The organism is Streptomyces sp. NPDC014733, from assembly GCF_043083385.1.
Classification (GTDB): Bacteria; Actinomycetota; Actinomycetes; order Streptomycetales; family Streptomycetaceae; genus Streptomyces.
In genome coordinates, this window is sequence record NZ_JBIBYO010000001.1 from 214,235 (window position 1) to 231,768 (window position 17,534).

General features: G+C 70.3%; 16 protein-coding genes. 6 read left to right on the forward strand and 10 right to left on the reverse strand.

The window, feature by feature from the left end:
• Window positions 1–11: 11 nt before the first annotated feature.
• Window positions 12–800 carry a GntR family transcriptional regulator gene (locus tag ACF1BH_RS00920; RefSeq protein ID WP_391640256.1) on the reverse strand — a complete coding sequence of 263 codons (789 nt, stop codon included), beginning with the start codon at window positions 798–800 and terminating at the stop codon, window positions 12–14.
• Window positions 801–909: 109 nt separating this feature from the next.
• Between ACF1BH_RS00920 and ACF1BH_RS00925 the strand changes: the two genes are divergently transcribed.
• Together ACF1BH_RS00925 and ACF1BH_RS00930 are read left to right on the forward strand one after the other, a co-directional pair.
• Window positions 910–1,317 (forward strand): NUDIX hydrolase, encoded by a 408-nt coding sequence (locus ACF1BH_RS00925; protein ID WP_391640976.1) that lies wholly within the window; start codon window positions 910–912, stop codon window positions 1,315–1,317.
• A 471-nt stretch (window positions 1,318–1,788) separates the two neighbouring features.
• The gene (locus tag ACF1BH_RS00930) at window positions 1,789–2,193 is read left to right on the forward strand and encodes a hypothetical protein (protein WP_391640257.1); all 405 of its coding nucleotides are present in this window, start codon (window positions 1,789–1,791) and stop codon (window positions 2,191–2,193) included.
• A 506-nt stretch (window positions 2,194–2,699) separates the two neighbouring features.
• Here ACF1BH_RS00930 and ACF1BH_RS00935 read toward each other — a convergent pair.
• Together ACF1BH_RS00935 and ACF1BH_RS00940 are read right to left on the reverse strand one after the other, a co-directional pair.
• Window positions 2,700–3,509, reverse strand: coding sequence for a DUF6551 family protein (locus ACF1BH_RS00935; RefSeq protein WP_391640258.1), 810 nt, complete (start codon window positions 3,507–3,509; stop codon window positions 2,700–2,702).
• Window positions 3,510–3,631: 122 nt separating this feature from the next.
• Window positions 3,632–4,219: a hypothetical protein gene (locus ACF1BH_RS00940; RefSeq protein WP_391640259.1), complete on the reverse strand. Its 588-nt coding sequence runs from the start codon at window positions 4,217–4,219 to the stop codon at window positions 3,632–3,634.
• A 230-nt stretch (window positions 4,220–4,449) separates the two neighbouring features.
• Here ACF1BH_RS00940 and ACF1BH_RS00945 point away from each other — a divergent pair, with 230 nt between their 5' ends.
• A complete protein-coding gene (locus ACF1BH_RS00945) occupies window positions 4,450–5,388 on the forward strand; it encodes a restriction endonuclease (protein WP_391640260.1) in 939 nt (312 codons plus the stop codon).
• A gap of 566 nt (window positions 5,389–5,954) precedes the next feature.
• On the opposite strand, the gene ACF1BH_RS00950 is transcribed toward ACF1BH_RS00945, so the two are convergent.
• The 5 genes from ACF1BH_RS00950 to ACF1BH_RS00970 all read right to left on the reverse strand — a co-directional run bounded on the left by ACF1BH_RS00950 (window position 5,955) and on the right by ACF1BH_RS00970 (window position 10,106).
• The gene (locus ACF1BH_RS00950) at window positions 5,955–6,995 is read right to left on the reverse strand and encodes a cytochrome c oxidase assembly protein (protein WP_391640261.1); all 1,041 of its coding nucleotides are present in this window, start codon (window positions 6,993–6,995) and stop codon (window positions 5,955–5,957) included.
• 157 nt (window positions 6,996–7,152) lie between these two features.
• Window positions 7,153–7,782, reverse strand: coding sequence for a hypothetical protein (locus tag ACF1BH_RS00955; protein WP_391640262.1), 630 nt, complete (start codon window positions 7,780–7,782; stop codon window positions 7,153–7,155).
• Entirely contained in the window at window positions 7,779–8,498 is a 720-nt protein-coding gene (locus ACF1BH_RS00960) for a hypothetical protein (RefSeq protein WP_391640263.1), read from the reverse strand. Before ACF1BH_RS00960 ends, ACF1BH_RS00955 begins: the two co-directional genes overlap by 4 nt.
• A complete protein-coding gene (locus ACF1BH_RS00965) occupies window positions 8,495–9,781 on the reverse strand; it encodes a hypothetical protein (protein WP_391640264.1) in 1,287 nt (428 codons plus the stop codon). The genes ACF1BH_RS00960 and ACF1BH_RS00965 overlap by 4 nt, the downstream gene beginning before the upstream one ends.
• 1 nt (window position 9,782) lies before the next feature.
• Entirely contained in the window at window positions 9,783–10,106 is a 324-nt protein-coding gene (locus ACF1BH_RS00970) for a hypothetical protein (protein WP_391640265.1), read from the reverse strand.
• 210 nt (window positions 10,107–10,316) lie between these two features.
• Here ACF1BH_RS00970 and ACF1BH_RS00975 point away from each other — a divergent pair, with 210 nt between their 5' ends.
• Complete coding sequence (locus tag ACF1BH_RS00975; protein ID WP_391640266.1) at window positions 10,317–10,940, forward strand: hypothetical protein; 624 nt, start codon at window positions 10,317–10,319, stop codon at window positions 10,938–10,940.
• Between the two features lie 9 nt (window positions 10,941–10,949).
• On the opposite strand, the gene ACF1BH_RS00980 is transcribed toward ACF1BH_RS00975, so the two are convergent.
• Complete coding sequence (locus ACF1BH_RS00980) at window positions 10,950–12,284, reverse strand: M64 family metallopeptidase (RefSeq protein WP_391640267.1); 1,335 nt, start codon at window positions 12,282–12,284, stop codon at window positions 10,950–10,952.
• A 372-nt stretch (window positions 12,285–12,656) separates the two neighbouring features.
• Complete coding sequence (locus ACF1BH_RS00985) at window positions 12,657–13,943, reverse strand: cytochrome P450 (RefSeq protein WP_391640268.1); 1,287 nt, start codon at window positions 13,941–13,943, stop codon at window positions 12,657–12,659.
• 645 nt (window positions 13,944–14,588) lie between these two features.
• Between ACF1BH_RS00985 and ACF1BH_RS00990 the strand changes: the two genes are divergently transcribed.
• Window positions 14,589–16,034: an FtsW/RodA/SpoVE family cell cycle protein gene (locus tag ACF1BH_RS00990; protein WP_391640269.1), complete on the forward strand. Its 1,446-nt coding sequence runs from the start codon at window positions 14,589–14,591 to the stop codon at window positions 16,032–16,034.
• Window positions 16,031–17,485, forward strand: coding sequence for a penicillin-binding transpeptidase domain-containing protein (locus tag ACF1BH_RS00995; protein WP_391640270.1), 1,455 nt, complete (start codon window positions 16,031–16,033; stop codon window positions 17,483–17,485). Before ACF1BH_RS00990 ends, ACF1BH_RS00995 begins: the two co-directional genes overlap by 4 nt.
• Window positions 17,486–17,534: the final 49 nt, after the last annotated feature.

Genomic DNA, 17,534 nt, shown 5'->3' on the forward strand with positions numbered 1-17,534 from the left:
CCGCCCCGTCATCAGGTGGCGGGTAGCTGGTAGTTGAGGACGTACGCGTCGGCGGCCATCACGGTGTCGCAGACCTCGACCACGCGCCCTTCGGTGTCGTGCGCGGTGCGGGTCAGGTGAATGACCGGGACGCCGGACGCCAGCCGGAGCGTCTTGACCTCCTGCGGCGAGGGCATCCGGGCGCGGATCTCCTCGTCGAAGTGGTCGAGACGGTGCCCCAGCTCTTCCAGTCGGGCGTAGATACCGCCGGGGCCCGGGTTCGGCTGGGCGATCGGGGTGCCGGTCGCCAGGTCCAGTGGGATGTACGAGGTGGCGAACTCGACCGGCCGGCCGTCGAGCAGATAGCGGCGACGGCGAGCCAGCACGCGGCGCGCTCCGCCCAGGCGCGTGGCGATGTCCTGCGAGGGGCGCTCCTCCTTCACCTCCAGGCTGTCCACCTCCGGCCGGCTGCCCGCGGCTTCGGCCTCCACGGTGAACGCGGACTTGCCCTGTTCGCGGTGGCGCCGGGCGAAGCGGTCCGAGGCCAGCCGCCGCACCGGCGGACGCGGCCGGACGAAGACACCCTTGCCGTGCTCGGAGACCACCAGGCCCTCGCCCTGGAGGACGGAAAGGGAGTTGCGGACGGTCATCCGCGATACGCCGTAATGCTCGACCAGCTCCGTCTCGGAGGGCAGCTTGTCGCCCTCCTTGAACCGGCCCTTGTCGATCGCCTCGCGGAGCTGGTCGGCGATCTGCCGGAACACCGCGCGATCGCTGGTGGGGTCCAGCGCGCCGAGCAGGGCAGTACCCTGAGCGGGCATGTTGACTCCTTTAGGTATCTAGACGAGCGGCTGACATCTGTTGCTACGGTGGGAAGCCTAGCCAGCCGAAGGGGATGAAAGTTCCGTGAGCGCCGAGCGTCCGCACTCCGTGAGCGTCGCCGGAGTCATCGTTGACGACCGGGGCCGGGCTCTGCTCATCCAGCGCCGCGACAATGGCCAGTGGGAACCGCCTGGTGGCGTGCTCGAACCGGGCGAGACGATCCCCGAAGCGCTTCAGCGCGAGGTCCTCGAAGAGACCGGCATCAAGATCGCCCTGCCAGCAACGCTGACCGGTATCTACAAGAACATGACCGGCTTGATCGTCTCCATGGTCTTCCGCTGCGAAGCCATCGACGGCACCCCCACGACCGGCGAGGAAACCCGCGCCCTGCGCTGGGCAACCCACGAGGAAGTCACCAAACTCGCCGACGAGGCGTACGCGATCCGCGTCCTGGACGCCCTCGACGCCACATCGCCACCCGCCGTACGAGCACACGACGGCGTCAAACTCGTCTAGCTCTAACCCACTGCCCATAGCGGCCCACCAGCGTAAAGGAACTTGTATGCACGAGTATATGAGCAGTCGCCTAGCTGCTGGGCGGGAACGCGAAAGTTCGCCGGGGAAAGTTGGCCGCGGGCTGCGGGCGCTGCGCGGGATCGGGCGCGATCGAGGTGATGACGCTGCCGACGACCCTCGCTACCGGTGTGAGGCCGTTGCCCACGTGCTCCACGAGGGCCGATTCATCTGCCTCGGCTTAGGCTCCGCGACCACCCCACGTCTTGCCCTGCGCTGGCTCCGCGGCCGAGCCCGGGACATCGCTGATCAGCTCGATGCCCCGGCGGCGAGACCGGTCCGCTACTGGCTCAGCGACAGTGCCGCCCACGAGGACGCGCTACGTGCCCTTGCCGGAGGCGAGTCCTACCTCTTCGCGATCCGCGACGAAGCCATCCACTACACGCTGTCCGTGAGTCCCGCATGGAGGACGCAATGAGTCCCACGGCTGTGCCTGTACCTCGCCCCGGCTACTGGTGCGAGTGCTGGACCCAGAGCCCGGCAACCGGCGAGACGCCTGTACTGCTCGCTTCCTGCGAGGGCGACAGCGCCGTCCAGGCCGTCCGCTGGATTCGGGTCGCGCTCAGCACGATCACCTCGGCTCTCGAAGCCGAAGCCGCGGCGCACGCCCGGAGGTGGATGGCCGGCGGTTACGTGAGCGCCATCGAGACCCTGGCGTACAACACGCCCTACACCTTCACCGTCAGCCACCGCGACACCCGCATCGAGTGGACCGCCCGGCCCGTGCTCTTCCTCGACCTGGCCCACCGCACCGCCACCGAACTCCCCGCCTGTACCGAGACGTTCACGCCCCGCCCGAAGGCCCCTGCGCCGTACTGAGTAACAACCTTCTCTACGAGTTCAAGGCGGCTCGCTCCGCTCCCCGCGCGCGGCCCGGCCCCCGCCCGGCCCTGCGCTCCTGTCTCCGCCCCGCTCCAGCCCGGCCGGCGCCCGGACCGCGCGTTGGCGATCAGCCGCCTCGTCTCAGAAATTGACGCCTCCGGCGGGGGCGCTCAGACTCCGGGATGGACGGGGCGCCGTTCGCGAGTGCCGGCCGGAGCGTGGCGAGCGTCGTGGGGCTCCCATCCCGGCCACCTTCGACCCAGGCAAAACCGAGCAGTCGCGGCCCAGGGCGTCAAGGTCGGTCGTACAGTAGCGCGCTCCACCTTGACGCCCTGAACCACGACCGCTCCACAGTGTGTGGGTCGACGGCGGACGGGATGGGAGCTGGGTGAGTGGTGGGTTAAGGGGGCGAAACGCAGCCCGGTTCATGCGAATGGCCCCAGACCGTTCGTGCAGTCCAGAGCCGTTCACATTCCGCGCCATCCGCGAGCGCGACTACAGGATCAGACGTCGATACGGTTCTCGCTGCGCCTACCCTTGTTCCATTCGGTGACGAGCAGCGTGTAGCACGTACTCACCCTCGAACCTGTTCCACTGTGGCGGGTACCACCGGCGGAGGCCAGGGCCGTGATGTTTGCGCGCCACCGGAAGGCAGGGTCCTTCTTACCGATCTTCCCGGCGAGCGCCTTGTCGTCCACTTCGTCTCCATGACGCCCGAGGAACATACCGATTCCTCCGAGCAGCATGCCATCCCACGTTTCCTTCGTCCGCCCCCAAGCGTCTTCCGCGATCTTGAGGGTGCGCTCAAGGGTTTCGGGGCCGTACAGATCAGTGATGCGAAGCACCCCGGCGACCGCTCCGACCATGTTGGTTCCGGTAGAACCCATCCCCAGATTCCGCTTCTGCAGGGCCGACTCGGTATCCACGAAGAGCGGCAGTCCGGCGGTGAGGCCAATCTTGTACTCGTCCAGCGGGGTCGGCTTGCTTGATTCCCTGTTCTTGATCAGGAACAGGACTGCCTCTTCCTGCTGGTCAAGCCCATGGTGCACTTCCGCCACCAGCTCAGGGATGCTGGCCAGCTTGCACACATGCCACCGGTGCATGCCGTCGACGATGTACTGATCGCCGTTTTCTCGCTGCGAGACGACGATGGTCCCAAGGGCTTCCGGCACGAGGTGGTTGGCCATGCTCCGGGCCCTTGCCTCGTTAAGAGTTCGCTGGGCCTTGTCGTCGATCTTGAGTACTTCGACGGGGATCTTCACGCCGTGCTCAACGCGGTGCTTGCGGAGCTCGTACGCATACTTCTTGGGCATGGTTGCGCCTCTCAACGCCGCGCTCAGGAGGATGGCTTATTGCCGGAAGGGGATGCGACGTGCCGAAAATCCTACACGAATGGCCCAGCTACACGATCATCGGTTTCTCGCAACTACGTTTGCTAGACGGCGTGTAGCGGCTCGTGGTGGTGCCAGATGAGATATCGGTCTTCTCGGCGTAACTCGGCTGCACCCCATTCGAGGCGCATCACTCCACGGTCCATGGAGCAGGCATAGGCGACGAGAACCAGCCCTACCTCTGGCGGCAGTTGCCCAAGGTCCCGATGGGCCTCTTGTTCGCCCGGCACTTCGAGCCCAAGGTCCAACTCTCCCTGCATGGGGTCTGGTCCGTGACGTCGGATCAGGTCGGCGCGCAGCCCTGTCGCTCGTCGGAGTCGTGCCGCAGTGACGGGCACGTCCGTCTTGGCGTAGCGGATCGGGTAGATCACGTTGTCGGCGACGATCACGACCGTTCGAGCTTGAAGACGGACGGCGGTTGCGCTGGGGAGATGTTCGAGGCCGGCGGCGAGCTCCTCGTACTGCACGGCGTGGAGACCGTGTCCGTACGCCTCCAGCGTTTGGGTGTGCACGCCTTGGTGACCGTTCCGTGCCCGCTCATGAGCGCGCGTCAGGCAAGCCGGTATGGCGTCAGCCAGCGCACCCGCTACCTCACCAAACGTCTCCTTCGCCCACGGGGTCACCGTGCCCATCGCCTACCGCCTTTCCCCCTGGCGCCTCGCCCCAAAAGCAGCAACACGCCCACCGTCGCCGCCAGACCCCCGACGCGCTAGTGCGCATAGGGGCGCATCCATGCACAGAGCCGGTGCACAACTCGACGACAAGACAATTGGATGTCGAAATTTGACATCCAATTCGCATGTATGCAAAGTGGTTACGGTTGCGCCTTGCTGTGAGGTGCGACAGCTTCAGAGGGAGGCCCATGAGCGAGACGGCATCGGACAACGTGGAGTGGCAGCTCAAGCCCGGCGATCAGATCGAGCGCAAGGCGCTGCACAACCAGTTCGGAGGACGGACACAGGGAGGTATCGGGCCGTCAGCCAAGACGCCCAACGTCTTCGTCTTCACGGACCCCGTCGCCGGCGAAAAGCACGGCTACTACGACGACTGGATGCCGGACGGCCGCTTCCACTACAGCGGAGAAGGCCAGTACGGCGATCAGCGGATGGTCTCCGGCAACGCCAGCATCTTGAACCACCAGGCTGAAGGGCGTGCGCTGCGCGTCTTCCAGGGCGCCCGCGGAACGGTCACCTATCGCGGCGAGTTCACCGTGGATCAGGAGAACCCCTGGTACTCCGCGGACGCCCCCGAGACCAACGACGGCCCTCTCCGCAAGGTCATCGTCTTTCGGCTCAACCCGGTAGACACCGCACCGCAGGAACCCGCCACCAAGCTCGGCCGGCTGCTCGTCTCTCACCCCAACCAGGTGGACGACCTTCCCTTGGAACGGAACGAGAGCGAGACTACGTTCGTCAACCCGAACCAGGAGCCCTACGAGGCCGACCGCAAGGAAGCCCGCTTGGTTAAGTCGTTCGCCGACTACCTGACCAGCAATGGCCACCAGTCCGGCCGGCAGCGCATCCTTCCCCCCGGCGAGAGCCGCCCGCTCTTCACCGACCTCCACGCCAAGGGGCTCGGCCTCCTGGTCGAGGCCAAGGGCAGTGTCACCCGCGAGAACATTCGCATGGCTATCGGGCAGCTCGCGGACTACAGCAGGTTCGTCGACCACACCATCCGCGCCATCCTGCTCCCCTCCGAGCCGCGGGAAGACCTCCTGGCCTTGGCCATGACGCAGGGCTGCGCCGTGATCTGGCCCGAGGGCAATGGGTTTATCAGTACCAACCCCAAGGCACTCCCGTAGCGGCGGACCCACCGCAGCGCAGTACCGCAACCACAGCAACCGCCCCCATCCGCTGCCGTCCCCGGCGTACACCAGCGTCTCCGTCCGGCTGTCGCGCCAGCCGATGGCAACAGCGGAAGCGGGTTCAGGTCGAACTTGTAAAACGGCGGTCGATCGCCATCCGGCCTGGCCGGCCGTCGTGGGGCGTGCCAACGACCAGGCAGAGTGGCTGAGCCCGGCGGCCGGTACCGCGAGGCATACGCGCGCCTGGTCGTTTAGCTCAACCGCCATCGTGGCTGACTGTCCCCAACTGAGGTCCAGACGGGGAGTGTCCGAAGCACCCGCCATCGTCCATCTATCGCGCCGTGGACTATCCGTGGACGGAGAGCTGCCGGAACATGGCGCCTGATGCCCTGACCTGCGGGAACCCTGAACAGTGAAGGGGCCTCCGGAGCCGTGTGCGCAGGTTCGAATCCTGCCGGGGGCACTTCGCAGGAAGTGCCGGAAGACCCCGACATCAGTGGAGACGCTGAGGTCGGGGTCTTTTGCGTGGGCGCGGACCGGTGCCCACGGGGAGGGCGAACGCCTCACCCCCTCCGCCCACCGCCTCCCCCGCGCCGGTACCGCTCCCCCACCTCGCCCTGGTCGGTCTCCCACCAGGGGCGGGTCAGTTCCGGTTGCGGCGTTTCGGGGGCGGTCGGGGGCGCCGGGGTGCTCGGGGTGGCGGGGGCGGGCACCGTCGCCAGTTCGCGGTCCAGGCGGGCGTCCAGCGCCGCCGTCCTGCCGCGTTCGGAGCGGACCCACTCGGCGAAGACCGCTATGAGGAAGGGCAGTCCGACCAGTTCGGCGAGGGTGAGCATGAGGCCGCCGCCGATCATCTGGTCGCGCTGCGGGCTGGGGTCCCAGGGGCGGTGGTGGGCGGTGTACCAGCCGCCGGCGACCAGGGTGCCGCTGGTCATCACGACGATGCCGGGTACCGAGTCGACCAGCCCGTCGACGAGGACGAGGAGGGCCCGTACCGGATGGCTGCACCAGGTGGGCAGCAACTCTTCCCGGGTGAGCATCGGCAGGACGAAGAGGGTGCCGACGGCGAGGAGTTGCAGATACATCAGCTCGTGCAGCGGGCCGTGCCGCAGGGCGGTCGTGAAGTACGGCGTGAAGTAGATCGCCAGCTCGGAGGCGAGCACCAGGAAGGTGCTGACCAGCGGGAACGTCAGCAGGCGCAGCGGGCGGCCGGAGAGCGCGCCGCGCAGTCGGCGGGCGGTCGGCGAGCGGTCGTCCAGTCCTCGCAGGGCCAGTGCCAGCGGGTCGCCGAGGGCCAGGCCGAGCGGGGCGATCAGGTCGAGGACGATGTTCTGCACCGCCGCCGGCCAGAACAGTTCGTGGTCGTAGACCGCCAGCCCGGACATGGTGGCGACGACGATCGCGCCGAGCCCGAGGCCCGCGAAGGCGGCGCTGCGGGCGAGCGGCCACCGCTCACCGCGGCGCGCCAGCCGTACGACGCCCCAGGCGTAGAGGCCGCCCAGCAGCAGCACCAGGGCGAGGGCGTACGGGTCCAGTTGCCAGCTGTCGGCCAACCGCGTCGCGGTCAGCTCCGGCAAACCGGCCGAAAGCGGTGTCGGTGTCACGGGGCACCACGCTAGACCTGCCGCGGGACGGCGTGCGCGCGGGGCACCGGGGACGGGTGCGTGTGCGGATGCGGGCCACCGCGGGGCCGCCCCGCGTGCCGGGCGGCGCGGGGCCGGGGACGCCAGGGGCGCCGGGGCAGTAGCGCCGGCCGGGGGCTCAGCGGAACCGGCTGGGGCGGGTGATACGGGCGCGCGAGGCCCGGTGCCTGCGGTCGGGGCCCGCGCTCTCGCGTTCCTTGGCGCCGTCCTCCCAGCGCGACGGCTGCATGAACAGCAGCTCACCGGTGCCCGGGACCAGGGCCACCCCGCCGAACGGCTCGTCCCCGGCGAACCAGACGCCCGCGTCCGTCTCCGGCCGGCCGGAGCGGTTCAGCACCTCTTTCGCGCGCAGCGTGAGCGGGTCTCGGCGGCCGCCGCCGAGACGAAGGTAAAGGGTGTGGGACGCGTACTGGCCCTCCTTCTCCACCGGGGTGCGGAATTCCAGGGGATAGGTGCGGAGCACCCGTGCGCACTTTCGGGTCAGCGCCATGCGCTCCCGGAACGCCAGCAGGACCACCAGGCCGCCGAAGAGGCCGATGGGGGCCACCGGGATCAGATAGGTGTTCTGGAACACGTACAGCTGAACCCAGAGGAGGAGAAACGCCGGGAAGAATGTCAAGAATTTCTTCGTGGCGGTGGCGTAGTGGTACTTCAGCGCCCCTTCGAAATCCGTGCCGTCGGTCGGGTAGGTGACCGGCACGGGCTTCCGAAGCTTGGCGAGCACCCGCTCACGCTCTTCCGGGGTCACCCGAAAGGGCTCCTTTCCGCTGCGTCGTAGGCGGCGGACGCTTCGGAATTCCCGTTCGCCGCGGCCTCCGCCGCCGGGTCCGTGAAGGAGACCGTGCGGGCGACGCCGAGCAGTACGCCGCGGTAGTCCTGAGCCGATTCCACCGCGGGGGTGACCAGTTGCAGCATGAGGATCGAGGCGCGGTCCGGGCGGGGAATGGCCACCGTGCCCTGCCAGACGGTGCCTTCGCGGGTTTCTTCTTCCCCGACTTCTTCTCCTTCGGGCGGAGCGGCCGGTGACGGCGTGCGGCGGACGGTTTCCCATACGTATCCGGTGCCGACGGGGATTTCCACCGGGACGATGCCGTCGGCGGCGGTGGTTCCCGTGCTGTCGCCGCCGAGCAGTTGCATGAGGACGGCGTGGGGATTCATGCCCGTGGTGGCGACGGTGGAGACGGTGAGGACGGACAGGGTCGGTTCGCCGTCGTCGTCGGGGTGCATACCGAGGGCACACCCCATCACTTCGCGTTTCCGGAGCATGGTGAGGACGCCCGCGTAGAGCCGGAATATCTGATCGGCGCGGTCGCGGTGCTCGGGAGGCAGCAGGGTGATCTGGCGGGCCGTCTCCTGAATTCCCTCGGGGGTGGGGTCGAGGTCCAACCGGAGGTAGCCGTAAGGCAGTCCGTACCAGAATTCTGGTTTCGGTGCGGCCGTCGTCGTGTCGATAAGGCCGTTCACAGGCGGATGCCCCTCACCATTTCTGCTACGTCGGTAATGATTTCGGTGGCGCCGCCCTTCAGGCCGGTGCCGGCGGCGACCCCCTTGGTGACCTCGGCGCCGTCGTGTCCCGGTCCGTCCTTCGGGAGTATTCCGAGGCTTTCCATGGACGACGCCATGTTGGCTGCCACGTTGACGCCGTTGATGCCGTACTGGAGCGCTCCGGTAGCCGGGGAGGTGGCGACGTCAAGTGCCTTGAAGCTGAAGGCCGGTACGATTTCGCTGCCGAATTTTCCCATTTTTGAGCCGAGCGACATGGCCTCGCCGCCTTCGCGTGCGACGGCCGCCGCGAGGCCCGCCTCACTGCCCGCGCGGGCGAGGGCGCCCACGCCCGGCACCATGCCGAGGGTGTCGCCGACCAGGGAAGCTCCGGCGAAAATGCCTTCCTTCCAGCCGTATTTTCCGGTCAGGGCGTCCCTGAAGTCCTCACTGGCGAGGTTCTTGGCCATGGACACCGCGCTGGCCGCGACCGCGATGCCCGCGAAAACCGGTGCCAGCGGCGTCGGGAGCAGCGCCAGGAGGCCGGCGATGGCGCCGATGGTTCCGGCGTGTTCCACGAGGAATTCGCCGACCGCTTTGAGCGCGTCCCCGATTGCGCTGAGCGTCTTGCTGAACCAGCCCGGCTCCTTGGGCGCCAGTTTGTCGTCGGCTTCGTCGAGGCGTTTGGCGACGGCGTCGGCGCGGTCGCTGTGGACACCTTCGAGTTCGCGTGCCTTCTTGAGGACGTCGTCGTAGGCGGCGTTGGCGTTGTCGACGTGGGTGGTGGCGTCGTCGAGTGCGCGTTCGGCGGCCCGCAGGCGGTCCGTGGCGGCGTCCGCCTCCGCCTGGCTGGGGTATTCCTTTCCACCGAGCTTGAGGTCCGGGTTGGCCTTGGCCTCGTCGTAGCGCTTCCGGGCGCTGTCGGCCTCGGATTTCTTCTCACGCGCGGCGTCGTCGTATTTCTTCGCCAGATCGCGGTGGGAGGAGAGGTCGCCTTCCCAGGTGCTGAGAGCGGCGGCGGCCTTGCCCAGGGAACGGCCGGCGTTTTTCACGGCCAGTTTGAGGTCGCCGTCCACCGTGTCGCGGAAGGCACTGGCGGCGTCGCCCTGCCAGCTGGAGCTGGCGCCGAGGAGGTAATCGATCTGCTGGTAGCAGTTGTTCAGGGTGTCGGCCGCGGCCTTCACCTTGCCGTAGAGGCCGGAGACCGATTCGGGGAGGCCGGGGACGGGATTCCAGCCCAGGTGGGGATAGGGATTTGCCGTCATGTCAGCGCTCCCCCGCGTTGGCGGCTGCGGTGTCGTTCATCTTCTTGAGCGCCTTGGAGAGGTTGTCCTCCAGCTCCTTGTAGCTCAGTGCGGTCTTCTCGACACCCTCGTCGACCGCCTCGATCATTTCCTTCAGCTCGCCGGTGCCGTACTTCCACCGCTCCTGGAAGGTTTCGCACGACTTGTCCAGGCGTGCCGTTCCGATCTGTTCGGTGCTGACCGCCGAAAGCGCTTTGCGTGCGGCTTCCAGATCTTCAACGGATTTCTTCAACACGCGGCCGAATGAGCCGAGTTGCGTGAGATCCACTTTGAACTCGTCGGACACCGGTAACCTCTTTCCCCCGGCAAGCGAAGCGAACATAGGGCGCACTAGGGGCAATTGGGGCATCCATCTGCCGCCCGGCGCGACGCCAGGTTAAGGTATAGCAAGTATCAAGTTTGCGTAATCTCCGGGCCCTGGAGAAGGGCCTTTCCCGAGGTCGGTGACCTGGTGTTCGAAAAGGGAGACTTTCCGGTGAGGTCTGTGGAGCATACGGTGCCGGAAACGGTCGCCTTCGAGGACGCGGGGACGCGGTCCGCCTGGGCCGCGGAGCGGCGGCGGGTGCGGATCCACCTGGCGTGCTGGGCGGTCGGGTGGGTGGTGTTCTTCCTCGTGCTCGCCGTGCTCGACGGCTCCGGGGTCATCGCACTGTCCGACGTGAAGTGGAGCGGGCGCCGGGGGCGGGGCGGCGGGAATCTGCTCGGTGCGGTCGGCGCCGTGACGTTCCTCGTCTGCTGCGGCTTCGCCTGCCGCTACGTGATCCCCTTGCAGGCCCTCAAGCGCATCCGCCGCGTCCTGGAGGCACATCCGTGGCGCCCGGTGCCCGCGGTGCAGCGGCTTCCGCGGAAGAAGGACGTCGGCGTTCCGGTGCGGCTGCTCCTGACGGAGGGGGGCGAGTGGACGAGGGAGATGTCCACCCGCGGGGCCCGGCCGCGGCGGCAGTGGCCGGAGGCGCTGGAGCAGGGCGCCTGGCACGCCGGTGACCCGCAGGGCACGGGCGTCCTCGCACTGCCCGGCGGCGGGCGCCCCATGGAGATCGGCGTGCGCGGCGGAGTGATCACCTACGCCGCGCGGGCGGACCGGGGAGCCACCCCGGACCGCCCCCGCGGATCGGCATAGCCCGGCCGGTCAGCCCTTGACCCGCCAGCTCAGTTCGGTGGTGAGGAGGGAGCGCAGGGACGGGTCGCGGACCGCGTCCGTGGGGTCGGTGGCGCGGACGGTGACGGTGTGCCGGCGGCCGTCGGCGGGGACGCCGAGGGCGGCGGGGCGCACCGTGGTCGCACCGCGCGCCGCACGGGCCTCGCGGCCGTCGACGTACCAGCGCGGGGTGGCGCCCGGCAGCGGGGTGACGCGGAGGGCTCCGCCGCGGGCGAGCGTCTGCCCGGTGGGCACCTCGGCGGTCAGCGAGGTGGCGTGGCGGTGGAACCCGGCGATCATCGCCTCCCGGCCGGGGAGATTGAACTCCCGCCCCAGGGTGCGCATGATCGAGTTGTCGGTGGGGCGGTTGAGCCCCTTCTCGTAGTAGCCGCCGCCCTCGTACGCGCCGACCTTGCCGCCGTCCGGGGATTCCTGGCCCAGCCAGCGGTACCACTTCTTCTGCTGGGACTTCATCGCGTCCGCGCCGAGGGTGGAGATGTTGGCCTCGGTGGGCTCGGGGCCGGTGTAGGTGCCCTCCTGCCCGTAGTCGTACTCGTCGGCGAGCTTGCCCAGGGAGTGGCCGGTCTCGTGGACGGCGATCTGGTCGGACTGGTCGTTGTCGGACGAGGCGGTGGCGATGCCGTCGTAGCCGACCTGCGAGGAGACGTCGTTGTACCCGGCGCCGCCGTACTTGGACGAGTGGCCGAGGACGACGACGAGGTCGGCGGCGGGCGCCTTGGCGGCGTACGCCTCGACCTTGGCGGTGTCGACGCAGAGCAGCCGCTCGGTGTTGCTGCAGAAGAAGCCGGAGCCGAGGGCGGTGTCGCGGACGACGTCCTGGGTCGGGTCGCCGGAGACTCCGGAGTCGTGGGAGACGGCGTCGACGGCCCAGACGTTGAAGAGCTTGGTGTACGAGGCGTACGGCTCGACGGCCGTCATCTTCTCCCATTTGGCGCGGGCGGCCTTGTGGAAGTCCTCCTGTTGGTCGGCGGTGTAGCCGTCGCCGATGAAGACGACGTCGAGCTTGTCGGCGACCGGGCCGTTCTTGACGAGCGAAGTGACGTCCCCGTCGGCGGCGATGGAGGTCCGCGCGGCCGGGGCGAGCGGGGCGGAGGCGGGCACCGTGGTGTGGTGCGGATGGCCGCCGGGGCCGGTGAAGTACTCGACGGGCTGCCCGGACCGGGCGGCCGGAGCCGGGGCGGCGCCGGCGGGTGCGGCGGCGGTCAGCGCGAGGGTGGCGGCGAAGGCCGCCCCGACGGCCGCGGCGGCGCGCAGGGGCGCCGGGCGCCGGTGGCCGGAGGTGCGGACGGAGGCGCGTATGCGCATGGATCCTCCCAAGTCCCGCCGACCGTACGGCGGGTGGAGCCGGATGGGCGCGATCAATGTATGGGGCGGGGCGGGGGCGGGCAACGGTGATCCGTCAAGTGGGCCTGGAACAGCGGGAGTTGTGCTGCCACGGTCGGTCTGCTGAGGCACACGGCGCCGGTCGCCGTGGAGGCGCCACGGCGACCGGCCGGGGATCCGTGGAGGCGCCACGGCGGGCCGGCCGGCAGGCGCCGTGCCTCGGCCGCGCGTCGGCCCGGGCCCCGACCGCTCGTCCGGCCCCGGCCCCGGCCCCGGCCCCGGCTACACCACACCCCGGCGCCCCGTCCGCGTCAGGCGGGACGGGCGCGCCGGGGCGACGCTCCGGGGCGGGGCTCAGCCGCCCAGGTGCACCGGCAGCGAGTCGATGCCGTAGACGATGGAGAGCTTGCGGAAGCTGAGGTTCTCCGGTTCGACGGCGAGGCGCATCGTGGGGAAGCGGCGGACGAGGGCCGGGTAGGCCGCGCGCAGCTCCATCCGGGCCAGCTCGGCGCCGACGCAGCGGTGGATGCCGTAGCCGAAGGCGAGGTGGGACGGGACGTTGCGGTCGGGGTCGAAGCGCTCCATGTCGGGGCCGAGGCCGCCGTCGCGGTCCGCGCCGCTCAGGGAGCAGAGCACGACGTCGCCGGCGGCGATCCGCACGCCGCCGATCTCCAGGTCCTCGCGGGCGAAGCGCGGGAAGGCGACCTGGACGACGGTGAGGTAGCGCAGCAGCTCCTCGACGTACCGCTCGACGGCCTCGTCGCCGTCCTTGAGCGCCGCGAAGTGGTCCGGGTCCTGGAGGAGGACGAGGGCGCCGAGCGCCAGCATGCTCGCGGTGGTCTCGAAGCCGCCGGTGAGGACGCCGTCGGCGAGACCGGCCAGTTCTTCGTCGCTGACGGAGTCGCCGTGCTCCTTGACGATCATGCCGAGGAGACCGTCACCCGGTTCCTTGCGCTGCTTCTTGACGACCTCGCGGAAATACTGCAGGGATTCCGATATGGCGCCGAAGGACGCGTTGGCGCCGCTGAAGAGGTCGAAGCGCGCGGCGCTCAGCCGCTCGAAATCCGCGCGGTCCTCATAGGGCACGCCGAGGAGTTCGCAAATCACCAGGGAGGGAATGGGTAGCGCGAATGCGTGGACGATATCGACCGGTTCGCCGTCCTTGCCCGCCCGCTCCATGGCGTCCAGCCGCTCCTCCACGATCTCGTGGATACGCGGGGTGAGGCGGCTCAGGCGGCGCATGGTGAATTCCGGGGTGAGCAGCCGCCGCAGCCGGGTGTGGACGGGCGGGTCGGCGAAGCCCAGTCCGCCCGGATTCTGCTCCGCCTCCGCGCCCGCCTTGCCGACGAGGTGGGTGAAGTCCGAGCTGAAGGCGTTGGCCTTGCCGAGCACCGCCTTGACCTCGTCATAGCCGGTGACCAGCCAGACGTTCGCGGCTATCGGCACCGGCAGCTTGGTGATGGGCTCCTTCTCCCGGACGGCGCCCAGTTCGGGCACCGGGTCGAGTCCGTCGCGCCGCAGCGGCATCAGCACCGATTCGGGCAGGAAGGACATCCGCGAGAGATCGAAGCCCTTCTTCCGAGTCCGCGCGAGATACAAGCGGCCGGCCCAGGCGATGATCCGGGAACGGAGTGTCGTCATGACGCTAATACTGCCTTTCGTCGAGGGGGACGGTCATCCGCACTCGGCGGCCCGGAGGGACCGAGGAAGCGCGGGGCGTCCGCCCGGCGTGCACAGTGCCGCCGTACGCCGTAGGGGGTGTTTTTCCGGCACCCCCGGCCCCTCGCTTGCGGCGGTCACGGCGCGGGTCCGTGACGTCGGCCGGCATCGCCGGTCGCCCGCGGCCGGCGTGACGCGCTCGGCCCTTGTCTTTCGCGTCGAGTTTACAAAGCGCCCTTGGCGGCGCCGAGGGCCCAACGGCCCTGATATCCGTCGGGGACAACCCTGGAATTCCCCCCACCCCCCGTGCGACCTTCATCCACTGCTCCCGTACTGCCCGGGCAACGCCCTGAACTTCCGTTACCAGGACGCCGATTTCCGGTGCGGAGTTGCCCGGAGTGCGGACTCCGTTCGGCTGCGCGGGGGCGTACGCGTTCCCGCCCCGGCGCGACGATCCGCCGCCGTCCCACGGAATCCCGCGTTCCCGGGCACCGGTCGCCGCGCCCCTCCCCCCGCCCCCTCCGAGGAACGAATCGGAATTACCACGGAAGTCATTACATTCCGACATGAGCGGCAGACGATCCGACATAACACATATAAGCCTCCTTACTTGCTACGTTGCCAGGCATGACGGCAACGGCCCCGCCCCCGGCACCGGCGTCGTCCGCCCCGGCGGCGGACCGCCCGCCGCCACGCCCGCCCGTCTCCCGGCGGCGCGGTGTCGAGCTGGTGCTGCTGGCCGGCGCGGTGCTGATCAGCGTCTGCGGGTACGCCGTCGTCGGGCTCACGGTGCGGGGCGCGGTGCCCGGCGGCGCCGCGGGGTACGGCGCGGGGCTCGGCGCCCTCGCGCTCCTGGCCCATCTGGCGGTGCGGTGCGGCGCCCCGCACGCCGATCCGCTGCTGCTGCCGGTCGCCGTCCTCCTCAACGGGATCGGGCTGGTCCTCATCTTCCGGCTGGACCTGGCGACGCCCGGCCACCACGCGGCACCGGCCCAGCTGGTCTGGTCGGCGGTCGGGATCGCGCTGTTCACCGCGGCGGTGCTGCTGGTGCGCGACCACCGGCGGCTGGCGCGGTACGGGCCGGTGTGCGCGGCGTCGGCGCTGGCGCTGATGCTCGCGCCGCTGGCGTTCCCGGCGGTCAACGGCGCCAAGATCTGGATCCGGCTCGCCGGGTTCTCGATCCAGCCGGGCGAGTTCGCGAAGGTGCTGATCACGGTGTTCTTCGCGGCACGGCTCGCGGCCCACCGCGCGGCGCCCCCGGCGGACGGCCCCGGCGCGGCGCGGGGCGCGGCGCTGCGGATCCTCCGCCCGGTCGCCGTGGTCTGGCTGCTGACCGTCGCCATCCTCGTCCTCGAACGCGACCTCGGCACCTCGCTCCTGTACTTCTGCATCTTCGTGGTGCTGCTCTACGTGGCGACCGGGCGGCTGGGCTGGCTGGCGGTCGGGGTGCTGCTGGCCGGTGCGGGCGCGACCGCCGTCGCGGTGCTGGAGCCGCATGTGCACAGCCGGGTGGCGGACTGGCTGCATCCGTTCGCCGGGGTCGCGACGGGCGCGGGCCCCGGGCAACTGGCACAGTCGCTGTACGCGTTCGGCGCGGGCGGGCTGCTGGGCACGGGGCTGGGCCGCGGCGACTCGTACCTCATCGGCTTCGCCATGAAGTCCGACTTCCTGCTGGCGACGTTCGGGGAGGAGCTGGGGCTCGCCGGGCTGACCGCGCTGTTCCTGCTCTACGCGGTCCTGGTGGCGCGGGGCTTCCGCGCCGGGCTCGGGCTGCCCGACCCGTTCGGGGGGCTGCTGGCGGTCGGGCTCGCCGCGCTCCCCGCGGTGCAGGTCTTCGTCATCTCCGGCGGGGTGATGGGGCTGATCCCGCTGACCGGGATGGCGCTGCCGTTCCTGGCCCAGGGCGGCTCCTCGCTGGTGACGAACTGGCTGATCGTGGCCCTGCTGATCCGCCTCAGCGACCGGGCCCGCAGACCTCCCGGGGACGCGCCGGACGCCCCCGACGGGCTGCGGGACACCGTCGGGGCCGAGGCGGTGGCGGTGGCCGGGCGCGCTCCGGAGGCGGGCCGGTGATCCGCTGCACCCGGCACGCCGCCGTCTTCTGCCTGCTGCTCTTCGTCGCGCTGCTGGGCAACGCGGCATGGGTGCAGGTCTTCCGCGCACCGGAGCTGGCCGCCGATCCGGCCAACCGCCGGGCGCAGATCGCGCGGTACGCGCAGCCGCGCGGCGCGGTGCTCGTCGCCGGGCGGCCGGTGACCGGTTCGCACGACAGCGGCGGGCGGCTGCGGCACGAGCGGACGTACACCGACGGACCGCTGTACGCCCCGGTCACCGGCTTCTCCTCGCAGACGTACGGCACCTCTCTGCTGGAGCGCGCCGAGGACGGGGTGCTGGCCGGGACCGATCCGCGGCTGACGGCGTTCCCCTGGTGGGACGGGCTGACGCGGGCCCGGCGGCGGGGCGGGACGGTCGCGACGACCATCGATCCGGCGGTGCAGCGCGCGGCGTTCGCGGGACTGGGCGACCGCACCGGCGCGGTCGCCGCGCTCGAACCGCGCACCGGCCGCATCCTGGCGCTGGTCTCCACCCCCTCGTACGACCCGGCCGAGCTGTCGGGCAACGGGCCGAAGGTGACGGCGGCGTGGCGGCGGCTGACCGGGGCGGCGCGGCAGCCGATGCTCAACCGGGCGATCCGGCAGACGTATCCGCCCGGTTCGGCGTTCAAGGTGGTCACCGCCGCGGCGGCGCTGGAGAGCGGGCTGGTCACCGACCCGGACGCGCCCACCGACTCGCCCGATCCGTACACCCTGCCCGGTACGGACACCGTGCTGGTCAACGAGTCGGACGACTGCGAGGACGCCTCGCTGCGGGAGGCGTTCCGGGTCTCGTGCAACACCGTCTTCGCGCGGCTGGGCGTCGACGTGGGGCCGGCGACGATGGTCCGCACGGCGCGGGCGTTCGGCTTCGACGGGCGGGGGCCGCGCATCCCGTCGCCCGTCGCGGCGAGCACCTTCGACACCACGATGGACCGCGCGCAGCTGGCGCTGTCGTCGATCGGGCAGTACGACACGACGGCGACGCCGCTCCAGATGGCGTCGGTCGCGGCGGCGGTGGCGAACGACGGGGAGCGGGCGGCGCCCTATCTGGTGGACGAGGTGACCGACGCGTCCGGGACGGCGCTCGCCGCGCCGGAGCGCCCGGCGCCGGTCCGGGCGATGGGTCCGGCGACCGCCCGGCGGCTCCAGGAGCTGATGGTGGACGTCGTCGAGCACGGCAGCGGGCACCGTGCCGCGATCGGCGGCGCGCTCGTCGGCGGCAAGACCGGCACCGCCCAGCACGGCGTCCACAACGAGGGCACCCCGTACGCCTGGTTCATCTCCTGGGCGCGCCGCGAGGACGCCGCCCAGCCCGCGGTGGCGGTCGCGGTGGTCGTCGAGGACGCGGCGGCCGACCGCGCCGAGATCAGCGGCGGCGGCAGCGCCGCCCCGATCGCCGGCGCGGTGATGCGGGCGGCCCTGCACTGAGCCGGTCCTCCCCTACGGCCGGGCCCGTGCGGAAGGACCGGGCCCGGCA